Source organism: Flavobacterium sp. KACC 22761 (assembly GCF_034058155.1).
Lineage (GTDB): Bacteria > Bacteroidota > Bacteroidia > Flavobacteriales > Flavobacteriaceae > Flavobacterium.
The window spans coordinates 1,115,406-1,130,881 of sequence record NZ_CP139148.1; the positions used below are offsets into that span (position 1 = coordinate 1,115,406).

Sequence of the window (15,476 nt, forward strand, 5' to 3'; positions counted from 1 at the left end):
TAAAAGTCTTGTTTTACGGCTTTTAGCACAACTCAACTTACAATAATTTAACTTCAGGATTTTATTGTTTTATTGGCTTTTTCAAGCGTAAAAGAGAATTCTGAACCAATTCCGAATTCACTTTCAACATAGACTTTCTCTTTATGAGCCTCAATAATATGTTTTACAATTGCTAATCCTAAACCAGAACCACCTTCAGATCTTGTTCCGCTTTTATCCACTCGGTAAAAACGTTCAAAAAGTCTAGAAATATTCTGTTTTTCGACTCCTTCCCCGTTATCACTGATTCGGATTAAAACTTTTTTCTTGGTAAGATTTACAACACCAACTTCGGTCAAACCGCCTTCTTTTCCATATTTAATAGAATTCACAATCAAGTTTTCTAAAACTTGCTGAATTCTATCCTGATCTCCACGAATAATAACCGACTGCACATTTTTGCTTTCAAAAGCCAATTTGATTTTCTTTTTATCCGCTTTCATTTCTAGCAAATCAAAAACATTCTGAATCAATTCGACAATATCAAAATCGGTCATATTCAAATCTAAATCTCCCGATTCTAATTTGGTGATCATATCCAAATCTTCTACAATATATATAAGACGTTCTACACCTTTTTCGGCACGTTTTAAATATTTTTTTCGAATGTGTTTGTCGTCCATAGCGCCGTCAAGCAAAGTCGAAACATAACCTTGAACTGTAAACAATGGTGTTTTAAGTTCGTGCGAAACGTTTCCTAAAAACTCTCTTCGGTATTGTTCACGAATTTCGAGCATTTCAATTTCCAGCTTTTTATCTGTGGCAAACTTTTTCACTTCTCGTGAAAGTGTTTCCATATCGGTTGTTATGGGCTGATTGATAAGAGGTGTTGATTCTAATAAAGAAACCTCATCGTAAATTTTCTTTACTCTTCTATAAATGAAGCGTTCAACGCGATATTGCAAAACCAAAAAAGAAAAAATATAAACTGAAATAATAAATACTATTCCAAAAGCAATTTGATGTTTTAATTGGTTTTTATAAAATAAAGACATCAGCATCAGCACAAATCCTGTCGAGAAAAGACTGATATACAATGCCGATTTTATGGCGAATTTGTATGTTTTTTTAAAATTGATTTTCATTGATATTATTTAATTCAACCATTACGATATTAAGAAAAATTAAGCTTAACTCAAAAACCATATAAGAAATTAAAGTTCATATAAATGTAATGAACTTCAATTTCTTATATGGTTTAAATTTTAACTGAGATTCGTTTTGAATTAAACCTTAGAATCTAAGCATCTTAGGACCTTAGCGTCTTAAAAGGATTATACTTCAAATTTGTAGCCTACTCCTTTTATGGTTTTAAAAAGGTCTTCGCCAATTTTTTCACGAAGTTTTCTGATGTGAACATCGATTGTTCTTCCTCCAACTACCACTTCATTGCCCCAAACTTTATCAAGAATTTCATCTCTTTTGAAAACTTTTCCTGGTTTAGAAGCCAACAAATAGAATAGTTCGAATTCTTTTCTTGGCAAAGCAATTTCGACATTGCCTTTTATGATTTTGTATTCTTCACGATTAATTTCGATTCCGCCAACATTTATAGTATCCGTAACGATTTCTTGTTCTTTTAACCTTCTTAACAAAGCCTTTACTTTGCTGACCAATAATTTTGGTTTTATTGGTTTTGTAATATAGTCATCAGCACCTGCATCGAAACCAGCTACTTGCGAATAATCTTCGCTTCTTGCGGTTAAGAATGTTATGATAACATTATTTAGTTCTGGAATTTTTCTGATGTGTTCACAAGCTTCCATCCCGTCCATTTCGGCCATCATTACGTCCATAATGATCAATTCTGGCAATTCTTTCTGAGCCTTTGCTATAGCTTCTTTTCCGTTTGAAGCTGTTACAATTTGATAGCCTTCTTGAGCAAGGTTATAGCCAACGATTTCTAAGATATCTGGTTCATCGTCAACTAATAAAATCTTAGTTTGTGTTTTTTTCATAAATAGCAAAAATTGAGATTTGAACATCAAATTTTCATTAATATATATTCGATGTTTTTTATTTCACAGCGTAAAGATAGTAACAAAATAACTGTTAAAAATTACGGTTAACGGTAATTTAATCTGGTAACAATTTGATAATCTTAGCAACACAAAAACATAACAAGTGGCTAACATGAACTTTACAATGCGGTTCTTTCTTTGCACCAAAATAAATTAAACACAACACTGAAATGAAATTCAATTTAAAATTTCTATTAATCACATTATTTATCTGTTCGATTTCGATCGCGCAAAACAAAGGTACGATTTCTGGTGTATTAACCGATAAAGAATCTAACAATCAAGCACTTCCTTTTGCAAATGTTTTATTAAAAGGAACAAACATCAGTGCAAACACTGACATTGACGGAAAATATTCGTTGACTGTAAATCCTGGAACTTATACTATAGTATTCAGTTTCGTTGGATATGAAAATGTAGAAAAACCTGTTACTGTAAAAGCTGGAGAAACAGTTACTGTTAACCAAGTACTTTCATCAGGAAGCTATACTCTTAAAGATGTTGTTGTAAAATCGACAGCTAATAAAGAAAAAGAAACTGCTTTACTTTTAGACCAAAAAAATGCTGTTGTAATCAAACAAAGTATTGGTGCTCAGGAAATGTCTAGAAAAGGTGTAAGCGATGTTGAAGAAGGTTTGACAAAAGTAACCGGAATTTCAAAAGTAGGTTCAAGAGGAATTTTTGTTCGTGGTCTTGAAGATCGTTACAACAACTTATTGATCAATGATCTTGCCGCTCCTTCAAACAGCCCATATTCAAAAATTGTTCCCCTTGATTTGTTCCCAACAAACATTGTAGGTGTAATTGATGTTTACAAAACTTTCAACCCGAACATTTACGGAGATTTTGCTGGAGGAACTTTTAATATCCAAACTTCAAAACCAACAAAAAATATTACTAAAATAAATCTTGGAGCAGGATATACAACTGGAAACAGTTTCAAAGATTTCTTGCTTTCTGGAGATGCAGATACTGCCGCAGGTTTCTTCGGATTTAATGGAAAAGATAGAGAATTGCCAAGTTTCTTAGGTGAAACTGCCGGAAGAACAACTTTCACACAAGATCAAGCATTAAACTCTGTAAGCGGAGACAAAGGTTTTAACGTAAGCAAAAGCAAAAGCCCGCTTAACTCAAGCTTCAACTTTTTGCACGCAGAAAAATTTGACTTAAGCAATAACCGCAACGTTTCTTATTTATTATCTCTTAATTTCGATAATAGCTTTGCAGTTAGAGAAGGTGTTAACAGAACACTACAAACGCTTGGTGATAAATACAACAATGATTTCATCAATACAGAATACCGTTTCAAAACGAGTACTTCGGCCTTAGTGGGTGTGAACTATTCAGCTGAACGATACAAATTATCTTTCAATACTATATACTTAAAAACAACATTAAACTCGATCTTAGATCAATACGGGGTTTTAAGCAATAATGGTATCAACAATAACTTTATCCGTACAAATCAATTGGATAAAACAGATTATTTAAATGCGCAATTATTAGGCGAATACAATTTGACAGAAGATAAAAACCAAACTTTAAAAGGTGGTGTATCTTATGCAAATACGAAATACGGTCAGCCTGACAGAAAATTCTACACTGGTACTCAAGAAACTGACAACCAAATCAACACTTCTTATGGAGCAAACAATTTCTTACGTCAATATTTAAGTGTTGATGGCAATGTGTATGTTTCTGGATTATTAGAGTACAACTTAAAATTTGGAAAAGAAAAACAAAACAAATTGACTGTTGGTTATAACGGAAACTTTTCTAAAATGGAATCTTCTTACCGATTTGTTGCAAGTTATGGTAGTGCATTTTCATCAAATGACATAAACAATATTGATAGCAAAATTAGAACTGACATCAGCAACGGTTCTGTATATTTTGCTGAAAGCTCAAACGCAACTTACAAAGTAAAACTTAACGAAAGCGCTAATGCAGGTTATGCAAACTTATTCTGGAAATTTGCTGACAAGTTTGAACTTAATGGAGGTTTAAGAGTTGAAAACACGATCAAAGAAACTCATTTCAGAACTTTAGGTTCTTTTGATGATCCATTCAAAGTAAAAACATACAATAATCTTTATGTTTTACCTTCTGTAAACTTGAAATATCTTATGACAGAAACGTCTAATATTCGTTTCGCAGCAAGTAAAACCTATACAAAACCAGTTGTTATGGAAGCTTTCCCGATCTCATACATCAATGCGGATAACACTTCTACACAAGGTAACTCATTATTGAAAAATAGCGACAACTATAATGTTGATTTAAAATATGAAATATTCCCAACATCTAAAGAAATGTTAGCTTTTGGTGTTTTTGGAAAATATATTGACAATCCAATTGAAAGAACGTTTATTGCAAACGCTACGTCAGGAACAGTAACTACTTTCTTAAATTCAGACAATGCAACTTTATACGGAGCAGAAGTTGAGTTCCTTTTAGGCCTAAACAGAATTAGCGACAAACTAGAGCATTTCTCTTTTGGATTGAACGCTTCATTAATGTCAACAAAAGTAAATGTTGCCAAAACTTACGAATCTCAAGATGAGGATGGAGTAGTGACTGTTAAAAATTCTATCGAAACGCACCAAACAAGATCATTACAAGGTGCATCAGATTGGTTAGTGAACTCTGATTTGAAATACGAATTCAATTTAGGTAAAGATTGGACAAATACTATGTCTCTTGTTTATGGTGTATTCGGAAAAAGAATTTATGCAGTAGGAACAAACGGTCAAGACAATACTTATGAATTACCTGTATCTCAATTAGACTTTGTTTGGGGAAGCAAAATTTCAGACCACTTCGACGTGAAATTTACAGCAGACAACTTACTAAACCCTGCAAGACAATTAGAATTTGGAAACAACGGAACAGTAAAAGTTGACGAACCATCTTTATTAGCAAACAGCTACAAAAAAGGTATAGGATTCTCAGTTAAAGTTGGCTACACATTCTAATATTAAGAACACAATATACTTGAAAGCTCCAGATATCTGGAGCTTTTTTTATGGCTACAATTTGCAAAGATTCACTTAACATTCTCTTCACATTTTAATCAATTTTTGGTAACTGTAATGTAATGTTCAGGTAACACCTCAAAGAGATTAACATCCTAATTTTGACAAAAATAAAAACGAATAATACAACACAAAAACTATGAAAACTAAAATTCTTGCTTTAGCACTTGCTGCAGGTTTATTTTTTAATTCTTGCTCAAGCAGCGATGACTCAACTCCTGTTACACCTCCTGCTACAGGCGAAATTACAGGTCCTATCACTGCAAACAAAACTTATGCTTACGGAAACTACACTTTAAAAGGAATTGTAAAAATCAATTCAGGTGTAACTGTAACTTTTGACGCAGGATCTACAATCACTATAGACAAAGCTACCGGAGACAACGCTTTAGTTGTTTTGAACGGAGGAAAACTTATCATCAATGGAACTGCTGATAAACCAGTTGTGTTTACAGAAAAATCTAAAGTTCCAGGTTCTTGGGGAGGTATCATCATGTATGGTGATGCACCTGCAAAAGTTGCTGGAGGAGGAACTTCTTCAACTTCTGAAGACGGAAACAATATTTCTTACGGAGGATCTAACGCAACTCACAATGGTGGTTCATTAAACTATGTTAGAGTTGAGTACGCTGGTTCTAAATTAGCAGACGGTAACAAAGAAAACAACGCTTTCACATTCTACTCTGTAGGCTCTGGAACAACTTTAGATCACTTAGTAGCTTACAAAGGTGCTGATGACGGATTCGAATTCTTCGGAGGAACTGTTAGTATGACGAATGCTATTTCTTACGGAAATACTGATGACTCTTTTGACTGGCAAGATGGATGGCAAGGTCAAGCTAATACTAACTGGTATGCTTACCAAACTGGAAAAGGTAACTACGGAATGGAAATCGAAGCTTCTGCTAATGACAATGCTTTCGGACCAAAAGTTTCTAACATTACTTTAAAAAGAGAAGCTGGTAACGTTCCTGAAGGTGCAGACAACCAAGTTGATGCGTTCCAATTCAAAAGAGAAGGTAATGGAGAGTACAGCAACATCGTTGTTGATGGTTACGGAAACTTCACAGTTCCAAATAGCACAACTACTTATCAGGGTGCAGTAGTTAGTATTTTAGATGCTGCTACAAACGATCATCAAGTAAAAACATCTAAAATTAAAATTTTAAACATCAAAATTTCTAACACAACAAACATCATCCCAATCGCTGGTGCTTCAACTTTTACAGTTGCTTTCCCAACTGGAACTTTCACGCCAAGTTCTACAGCTACTGGAGCTTCATTAACTGCTGGAGCTTGGGCAACTGTTGACGGTGCAAGCTTGATCAAATAATTTACTTCGAACATAAATTGTTAAAAACATCCTAAATATTTAGGATGTTTTTTTTTGGCGTAATTTTTGTAATTTTTTTTGTATATTTACGTATCAAATAAATGCGATGGCAAAAAACTACTTTTATATTACATTCTTATTGGCTTTTTTCTTTACTGTAAGTGTTTCGGCACAAGACAGTAAGCAATTACCAAAACCTCAGGAATCTACTGCTTCTATTGAGGGTCTAAGCTTGTACCCTAACCCAGTTACCAGCGGAAAAGTATATATTTCGACCAAAAACGATTTGGAAAAAGAAATCATCATCTTTGATCTTCTGGGCAAAAAAGTATTACAAACGCATTTAACTTCACGAGAATTAAGCGTTTCTGATTTAGTTCCAGGCGTTTATATCATCAAAATAAGTGAAGAAAATGCCTCAGCAACCCGAAAGCTCATTATTCGGTAAAATATAGAAAAAAGCTCCTTGACGGAGCTTTTTTTAGTTTACAGTGTATTCAATGTTCAGTTTTTTAGTATTCAGTCGCAGTTTACGAACTTTGTCGCAAGCTTTAAAACGAGACCGAAAACTGAACATTAAAAAACTGAACACTGAACACTAAAAAATAAATATCTTTGCAAAAAAAAGTTTTGATTACAGCCAACGATATATTCACCATTTCGAGTCAGAAACAATTTGAGAAAATAGCACTTAAAGTGTTTCGTTTTCAGCATGAGAACAATAAGGTATATCGAGATTTCTGTGACTTTTTAAATGTAAATCCGCAGCAAGTCAAAACCTTGAAACAAATTCCGTTTCTACCAATTCAGTTTTTCAAAAGCCACGAAGTCGTTTCTAATACCGATTTTCCTCAAGTAACATTTACCAGCAGTGGCACCACCGGAATGGTTACAAGCCGCCATTTAGTTACCGATGTTTCGCTTTACGAAGAAAGTTATCGCCAGGGATTTGCGCAGTTTTATGGCAATATTGAAGATTACGTTGTTTTAGCACTTTTGCCGTCTTATTTAGAGCGCGACGGCTCTTCGTTAATTTATATGGTAGAAGATTTAATAAAACGCTCGAATCAGCCTGAAAGTGGGTTTTATTTACACAACTACGGAGAACTTACCCACAAGCTAATCGAATTAGATCAAGCTGGACAAAATATAATTTTGATTGGAGTAACTTATGCGTTATTAGATTTAATCGAAAAACATCAGTTTCAGCTTCAAAATACCATTATTATGGAAACCGGCGGCATGAAAGGAAAACGCAAAGAAATGATTCGCGAAGAACTTCATGAAATTCTTTGCAAAGGTTTTGGAGTTTCTTCAATTCATTCAGAATATGGAATGACAGAACTTTTGGCACAAGCTTATTCTTTAGGAGATGGCATTTTTGAATGTCCGTCTTGGATGAATATCTTGATTCGCGATCCAGAAGATGCCTTGACTTATATAAACGATGGAAAAACTGGCGGAATCAACGTTATCGATTTGGCCAACATCAATTCATGTTCCTTTATTGCAACGCAGGATTTAGGCAAAAAATATCCCAACAACTCTTTCGAGGTATTGGGGCGTTTTGATAATTCTGATATTCGTGGTTGCAACTTGATGGTTCTTTAAAGGTTTAATCGTTGATTTGGTTAATCGTTTAATCGTCAAAATGATCAAATAAAAAAAAAATATATTTTTAACATTAGAAATTTCAAAAAAAATCCCAATAACTCTTCGAGGTATTGGGATTTCATATATCTAAATTTAACTTTGCAAAAATCGATTAAACAATTAACCGATTAAACAGTAACAATTCTAATCACAAAATAATTTTTCTTGCCGCTTTGCAATAAAACAAACTGATTATTGATCAAATCATTTGTTGTTAAAACAAAATCTTCTTTGATTTTTTCTCTGTTTACAGAAATCGAATTTGCAGTCAAAGCTCTTCTTGCTTCACCATTTGATTTAAAGAAACCTGTTTTTTCATTTAAAACAGAAATAATGTCTAATCCATTTTCTAAATCTGCTTTAGCAATTTCCGCTTGCGGCACTCCGTCAAAAACTTCTAAGAAAGTTTTTTCATCCAATTTTTTCAAATCATCAGCAGTAGAGTTTCCAAACAAGATATTTGAAGCTTGAATTGCTTTTTCTAATTCTTCTTTGCTATGAACAAAAATGGTAATTTCTTCAGCCAATTTCTTCTGTAAAACTCTTAAATGTGGAGCTGCTTGGTGCTCAGCAATTAAAGCGTCAATAGTTTCTCTATCTAAGAAAGTAAAGATTTTGATATATTTTTCTGCATCTGCATCTGTAGCATTTACCCAAAATTGGTAAAATTTATAAACAGAAGTTTTATCAGCATCCAACCAAACGTTTCCTCCTTCAGATTTCCCAAATTTAGATCCGTCAGCTTTTGTGATTAATGGAGTTGTTAATGCAAAAGCTTTCGCATTTTCGCCTCCCATTCTGCGTACTAATTCTGTACCTGTGGTAATATTTCCCCATTGGTCAGAACCTCCCATTTGCAAAAGGCAGTTGTTGTTTTTATATAAATGATAAAAATCGTACCCTTGAATTAATTGATAGGTAAATTCAGTGAAAGACATTCCCTCACCTTCTCCGTTAATTCTTTTTTTAACAGAATCCTTCGCCATCATATAATTTACAGTGATTCGTTTTCCAACTTCACGTGCAAAATCAATAAACGAGAATTCCTTCATCCAATCATAGTTATTCACCATAAGTGGAGCATTTGGTTCATTTGAATTAAAGTCTAAGAAGCGAGACAGAACACTTTTAATTCCGGCCACATTTTTAGCCAAAGTTTCTTCGTTCAACAAATTTCTTTCGTCAGATTTCCCAGAAGGATCACCAATCATTCCGGTCGCGCCGCCCACAAGAGCAATCGGCTGATGACCAAAATTCTTTAAATGAACCAATAAAATAATCTGAACCATACTGCCAATATGCAGTGAATCTGCCGTTGGATCAAAACCAATATAAGCCGATGTCACCTCTTTTAGCAATTGTTCTTCCGTTCCTGGCATGCTATCATGGTACAAACCGCGCCACTTTAATTCTTCAACTAGATTCTTCATTTTTAAAATATTTTGCGCAAATATAATCAATGCCAATGGCAATATCAAAAAGCAATACTAAATAGAAAACAATAAAAGCGAACAATACCTGAACCTTTAAAACTTTTAATTCAAAAAAAATCCAAAAATGAGGAAACCCGTAAAAATCAAGACTCTTTTTTATCTAGTTTCGCCGGCATTAAAATTACAACAATGAAAAAATTATTACTATTTACTCTTTTACTTTGTAGCTCATTTATTAATGCTCAAATTACATTTGAAAAAGGGTATTTTATTTCCAATGAAGGAAAGCGAACAGAATGTTTTATCAAAAATCTAGACTGGAAAAACAACCCAACGGATTTTAAATACAAAACCGATCTTAATGAAAAAGATTTCAAAACTGAGACCATCGCTAATGTCCAAGAATTTGGCATTACAAATGAAAGCACTTACAAACGATTTAAAATAAAAATTGATCGTTCTAGCAATGACATCAAAAAAATGTTATCTCACAAAGACCCTCTTTGGAGTGAAGAAGTAATTTTCCTTAAAATATTGGCCAAAGGCGATGCCATTCTATACAGCTACAGCGATGAAAATATCACAAGATATTTCTACGAAACTAAAACAATTCCGACCGAACAGCTTATTAATGTAAAATACATTCAGGCAGACAATAATGAGGGAGCTGAAAAAATTCTCGAAAGCAGTGAATACAAAACACAACTATTTAAAAATGTAAATTCAGACAACATAACTGATAACGATATTGCAAAACTAACATATAAAAAAACAGATCTTGTTAAGTATTTCAACAAGTACAACTATGCAACAAATCCTACTACTGCTGAAAAAACTGAAAAAGAAACAACAAAAGGAGCTTTACAATTAAAGGTAACTCCTGGTGTAAGCTTTGCATCTTTATCTGTCGAAAATGTAAACAACATAAATTTTAATACCGAGTTTGACAGCAAAGCAATCTTCAAAATTGGTGTCGAAGTTGAATATATTTTGCCATACAACAAAAACAAATGGAGCATTTTCACAAATCCGATTTATCAAAAATATGAAAATGAAAAGTCATATATGGTCCCATCAGGCTTTGTATCGATTCCAGAAAAAGAATACAAGGCAAAAGCAATCTACAATACAGTACAATTACCCCTGGGCATTAGACATTATATGTTTCTAAATCAAATCTCAAAACTTTTCATTACCGCGGCATATGTCGTTGATTTAGGTTCAAAAGCAACAATTACTTATACAGATGTATCCAGTAATAGCATAACCGAATTCAAGAGTGATACAGGCGCTAACTTTGCATTGGGATTTGGTTATAATTTTAAAAAGAAATTTTCGGGAGAACTTAGATTTAATACAAAAAAACAACTGATGCGTGATTATATGGCCTATTCAACCAATTACACTTCAATTGACTTGATAGTAGGCTACACTATTTTCTAGTATCAGAACTAGCTATGCAAAACCCAAAAGCAATTGAAATGTTTTAATACAAATCATTTCAGTTGCTTTTTTTTATAAATTTCTTATAAGTGATTTCGCTTGCAGAATAAATAACTTTGCACCTTCCAACCAAAAACTTATATTTACAACATGGTATTAGTAACTGGAGGAACAGGTTTAGTAGGCTCGCATTTATTGCTTCATTTAATTGAAAATGGAGAAAATGTCCGGGCTATTTACCGAAATAAAAGCAGCATCCAAAAAACAAAATCGGTTTTTGAACTTTATAAAAAAGGCTATTTATTTGAGAAAATAGAATGGCTTGAAGCCGATATTTTAGATGTTCCTTCCCTCGAAATCGCTTTTGATAATATCGATTATGTTTATCACTGCGCAGCATTAATTTCATTTGACCCAAAAGATGAAGATGCGCTTCGAAAAACCAATATTGAAGGAACTGCCAATATGGTTAATTTTTCGATAGCACGAGAAATCAAAAAATTCTGTTTTGTCAGCTCTATCGCCGCTTTGGGAGATTTAGCTTCTCATGAAAACTATATCACAGAAGAAACCGATTGGAATCCCGAAAAACCTCACAGCGATTATGCCATTTCAAAATACGGCGCCGAAATGGAAGTTTGGCGCGCTGTTCAGGAAGGTCTTGATATTGTAATTGTAAATCCAGGTGTAATTCTTGGACCAATTCCGAAAACAAAAGAACCACAACAAGGAAGTGCCGAATTATATTCAAAAGTCGCTAACGGACTGCCATTTTATACACTCGGAAGTACTGGTTTTATTGCTGTTGATGATGTTGTAAAAACTGCTTTTCAACTAATGAAAAGCGACATTAAAAACGAGCGTTTTACCTTGATAGCAGAAAATGTCGTTTTTAAAGATATTCTCGATACCATTGCGACAGTTTTGAAAGTCAAAAAACCATACATTCACGCAAAACCATTTTTAATGAATGTACTTTGGATGACCGATTCTGTTTTTGCTACTCTGTTTTTCCAAAAAAGACGCCTGACAAGAGCCACAGCAAAATCTTCGTATACGAAAGATTTGTATTCTAATGAAAAAATAAAAACCGCACTAGGAACGGTTTTTCAGGATGTACACGAGTACATTGTAAATATTTCAAAACTTTAATTACTGATCTAAAAGTCTTTCTCTTCCCCTCGGATTAACGTTTTCTGGGTGCTCTGGACTTTTTATCGAATCTTTTGGTTTTTCAGTTGCTTTCTTTTTAGCAGCTTTCGCTGCTTTTTTCTCTTCAATTTGAAGAATCGAATCAGTAGCTCTTTCCTTTACTTGCAATCGTTTCCCTAACTCATCATACAGATCCTTATAGGTTTCATAATCGGAAGCATAATAAATATTGCTTTGGGCAAATTGCAGACTATCAACTTTGTATTTTTTGAAAATAAACTTCTTAGGATCTGATTCAACAGAATCTAAAGACAACGGATTTTGATATTTCATTGCCTCCAAAAGAGATAAATCATACATAATATCAATCATTTTCCCTCTTTCGATAAGTCCTTTTGGCTCTTTTACAATCTCCTTTTTACAGCTTACAGAAAGAAACAAAACCAATATTATAAATACAAAATTCTTCATTTCAGTTTTTTATCTGTCAAACAATAATCTTTTTCCGGCGCGTACATCTTTTACCTTAAAATTGTTGTACACCATTTCTCCGTTTACAAAAGTGTGCGTAATTCTCGATTTGAAAGCCATATTTTCAAAAGGAGACCAACCACATTTATACAAAATATTATCTGAGTTTACACTCCAAGGCAAACTCGGATTTACGATTACCAAATCGGCATAATAACCTTCTTTGATAAACCCTCTTTTTTCAATTTTGAAAATTTTAGCCGGATTGTGGCACATTTTCTCTACAATTTTCTCCACGCTGATTTTCCCTTGATGATGCGCTTCAAACATTGCCACAACAGCATGTTGCACAAGCGGACCTCCAGAAGGCGCTTTTAAATATTTTTGTTGTTTTTCTTCTTTCGTATGTGGCGCGTGATCTGTTGCAATAACATCGATTCGGCCGTCATTCAAAGCTTTCCAAAGTTCTGCGCGGTCTTCAGCAGTTTTAACCGCTGGATTCCATTTTATATAATTCCCTTTTGTTTTATAATCTTCATCGGTAAACCAAAGATGATGCACACAAACTTCAGCAGTGATTTTTTTCTCTTCTAACGGAATTTTATTGGTAAACAATTCCATTTCTTTTGCAGTCGAAAGATGGAAAATATGAAGTCTCGCTCCCGTTTTCTTCGCTAAAGCAACTGCTTTTGAAGATGAAATATAACAAGCCTCAGCACTTCTGATCAAGTGATGCGCCGTTACCGGAATATCCTCTCCATATTGTTCTTTAAAAGCCGCAAGATTATTTTGAATTGTAGTTTCATCTTCACAGTGAACCGCAATCAACATTGGCGTGCTTGAAAAGATTTTCTCTAAAGTCTCTTCTCTATCGACCAACATATTTCCAGTTGACGAACCGAGGAAAATCTTAATTCCTGCAACATTCTTTGGATTTGTTTTTAAAACTTCCTCCAAATTATCATTAGTCGCTCCCATCATAAACGAATAATTCGCAAATGATTTTTGAGATGCAATTTGGTATTTTTCTTCTAATATTTCTTGCGTAACCGCATTCGGAACCGTATTGGGCTGTTCAATAAAAGAGGTAATGCCTCCTGCAACAGCCGCTCTCGATTCAGATTCGATATCGCCTTTATGCGTTAGTCCTGGCTCTCTAAAGTGCACTTGATCATCAATCGCGCCCGGAATCAAATAATTCCCTTCGGCATCGATTACTTTGCAGTCAGAAGTTTTTAGGCTGATGCTGTCTGAAACCTCAACAATCAAATCATTTTCGATTAGCACATCACCTTCAAAAATAGATCCCTCGTTTACAATTTTAGCATTTTTAATTAAAATCCTGTTCATCGCCTTTTTTTATAATGTGTTGAATAATTTTTTTAATCGAAGAGAAATTACCCCAAGAATAGCTTCTTTAATAATGGCATTGCTCATTTTTGAGACTCCTTTTGTTCGGTCCGTAAAAATAATCGGCACTTCCGATATCTCAAATTTACCACAATAAGTTCGATATTTCATCTCAATTTGAAACGCATATCCAACAAATTTGATTTTGTTCAGGTTTATCTTCTCTAAAACCTCTCTTTTATAACAAACAAAACCTGCAGTAGCGTCGTGAATTTTCATTCCGGTAATAAACTTAACATAAACCGAAGCAAAATAAGACATCAAAACGCGGCTCAACGGCCAGTTCACCACATTTACGCCTTTTACGTAACGTGATCCAATAGCAAGATCTGCGCCTCCAAAATGACAGGCGTCATACAATTTTTCGAGATCATTCGGGTTATGTGAAAAATCGGCATCCATTTCAAAAATGAAATCATATTTGCGTTCAAGCGCCCATTTAAAACCGTGTACATAGGCCGTTCCTAAACCTGATTTTTTTGCTCTTTTTTCCAAAAACAATCGATCAGGAAATTCTTCCTGTAAAGCAATGACTTTATTGGCGGTATGATCAGGAGAATTATCATCAATAATTAAAAGATGAAAAGGCTTATGTTGCGAAAGAACAGCTCTTACTATACTTTCTATGTTCTCAATTTCGTTGTAAGTAGGAATTATGACAATACTATCACTCATTTTTTTCTCGGTAATTTCACCGCAAAAGTAAACTTTTTATAGCATTTGCTTCATAATAAATACATAATAAAACTATTGAAATAAAAAATTGCTAATTTTGTGACATTATGATTGAACACCTGCATCCTCGAATTATTGAAAACAAAGACTGGGCAACTGCTTTATTTGTCCTGACCTTTGCTGTTGTTGCCATTACAAAATCAGCTTATGAGACTCGATTTTCAGAATTTAGCAAGCTAATTTTTTCTGATAAATATGCCAAAATCTACCGCGACAACAGCCATATGAAAAGCAGTTTTACGGTTGGATTATTTTTTGTGCAAGTCATCTCGTTTGCCTTTTTTATTCAGTTGACAATGCATATATTTTCACAGCATTCAAAAGCGGCAGAAATTGTATTAAAAACCGACTGGATTTTATTTATTCAAATTGCAACATTTCTTCTTTATTTCATTTTGGCAAAATATTTAATCGAGAAAATCGTTGCAACTTCTTTCAATATTGAAGAATTTGTGGATCTTTTTAACCTACAAAAAGTCACTTATCGAACTTATATTGGCGTATTATTGCTTCCTATTAACGCCGTTTTATTTTATTATGACAATATTCCAACAATTGTTCCGTTGGCAATCATAGGTATTTCACTGTGTATAAGCCTGTACTCCTATTTTATTTCAATTAAAACGTATCAAAATGCAATAATCAGTAAGTTATTTTATTTTATTTTATATCTTTGCGCTCTTGAAATAGCCCCTTATTATTTTCTTTATTATTGGTTAACAAAAGGGAGTGCTTAGAAAATGTTTATAAT

The 15,476-nt window shown here is 33.7% G+C and carries 13 protein-coding genes; 7 read left to right on the forward strand and 6 right to left on the reverse strand.

What is annotated here, in order from left to right; translation table 11 throughout:
- Positions 1-53: 53 nt before the first annotated feature.
- The gene (locus SCB73_RS04975; protein ID WP_320569001.1) at positions 54-1,124 is read right to left on the reverse strand and encodes a sensor histidine kinase; all 1,071 of its coding nucleotides are present in this window, start codon (positions 1,122-1,124) and stop codon (positions 54-56) included.
- 189 nt (positions 1,125-1,313) lie between these two features.
- Positions 1,314-1,997: a response regulator transcription factor gene (locus tag SCB73_RS04980; RefSeq protein ID WP_026728392.1), complete on the reverse strand. Its 684-nt coding sequence runs from the start codon at positions 1,995-1,997 to the stop codon at positions 1,314-1,316.
- A 233-nt stretch (positions 1,998-2,230) separates the two neighbouring features.
- On the opposite strand from SCB73_RS04980, the gene SCB73_RS04985 reads away from it, so the two are divergent.
- The 4 genes from SCB73_RS04985 (at position 2,231) to SCB73_RS05000 (ending at position 8,039) form a co-directional block, all read left to right on the forward strand.
- A complete protein-coding gene (locus tag SCB73_RS04985) occupies positions 2,231-5,035 on the forward strand; it encodes a TonB-dependent receptor (protein ID WP_320569002.1) in 2,805 nt (934 codons plus the stop codon).
- Positions 5,036-5,234: 199 nt separating this feature from the next.
- A complete protein-coding gene (locus tag SCB73_RS04990) occupies positions 5,235-6,428 on the forward strand; it encodes a hypothetical protein (RefSeq protein ID WP_320569003.1) in 1,194 nt (397 codons plus the stop codon).
- A 106-nt stretch (positions 6,429-6,534) separates the two neighbouring features.
- Entirely contained in the window at positions 6,535-6,876 is a 342-nt protein-coding gene (locus tag SCB73_RS04995) for a T9SS type A sorting domain-containing protein (protein ID WP_320569004.1), read from the forward strand.
- 182 nt (positions 6,877-7,058) lie between these two features.
- Positions 7,059-8,039 carry a LuxE/PaaK family acyltransferase gene (locus tag SCB73_RS05000; RefSeq protein ID WP_320570074.1) on the forward strand — a complete coding sequence of 327 codons (981 nt, stop codon included), beginning with the start codon at positions 7,059-7,061 and terminating at the stop codon, positions 8,037-8,039.
- 170 nt (positions 8,040-8,209) lie between these two features.
- On the opposite strand, the gene tyrS is transcribed toward SCB73_RS05000, so the two are convergent.
- A complete protein-coding gene (gene tyrS / locus SCB73_RS05005) occupies positions 8,210-9,511 on the reverse strand; it encodes a tyrosine--tRNA ligase (protein ID WP_320569005.1) in 1,302 nt (433 codons plus the stop codon).
- A 192-nt stretch (positions 9,512-9,703) separates the two neighbouring features.
- Between tyrS and SCB73_RS05010 the strand changes: the two genes are divergently transcribed.
- A complete protein-coding gene (locus SCB73_RS05010) occupies positions 9,704-10,957 on the forward strand; it encodes a porin family protein (protein ID WP_320569006.1) in 1,254 nt (417 codons plus the stop codon).
- A gap of 150 nt (positions 10,958-11,107) precedes the next feature.
- Positions 11,108-12,109, forward strand: coding sequence for an NAD-dependent epimerase/dehydratase family protein (locus SCB73_RS05015; protein WP_320569007.1), 1,002 nt, complete (start codon positions 11,108-11,110; stop codon positions 12,107-12,109).
- Here the strand turns inward: SCB73_RS05015 and SCB73_RS05020 are convergent, their stop codons facing one another.
- The 3 genes from SCB73_RS05020 to SCB73_RS05030 are packed head-to-tail and all read right to left on the reverse strand — an operon-like array spanning position 12,110 to position 14,665.
- Complete coding sequence (locus tag SCB73_RS05020; protein WP_320569008.1) at positions 12,110-12,580, reverse strand: DUF4296 domain-containing protein; 471 nt, start codon at positions 12,578-12,580, stop codon at positions 12,110-12,112. It abuts the gene before it with no gap.
- Between the two features lie 9 nt (positions 12,581-12,589).
- Positions 12,590-13,930 (reverse strand): dihydroorotase, encoded by a 1,341-nt coding sequence (locus SCB73_RS05025; RefSeq protein ID WP_320569009.1) that lies wholly within the window; start codon positions 13,928-13,930, stop codon positions 12,590-12,592.
- A 9-nt stretch (positions 13,931-13,939) separates the two neighbouring features.
- Positions 13,940-14,665 carry a polyprenol monophosphomannose synthase gene (locus tag SCB73_RS05030; protein ID WP_320569010.1) on the reverse strand — a complete coding sequence of 242 codons (726 nt, stop codon included), beginning with the start codon at positions 14,663-14,665 and terminating at the stop codon, positions 13,940-13,942.
- 107 nt (positions 14,666-14,772) lie between these two features.
- On the opposite strand from SCB73_RS05030, the gene SCB73_RS05035 reads away from it, so the two are divergent.
- The gene (locus tag SCB73_RS05035) at positions 14,773-15,462 is read left to right on the forward strand and encodes a DUF4271 domain-containing protein (RefSeq protein WP_320569011.1); all 690 of its coding nucleotides are present in this window, start codon (positions 14,773-14,775) and stop codon (positions 15,460-15,462) included.
- The last annotated feature ends 14 nt before the right edge of the window (positions 15,463-15,476 follow it).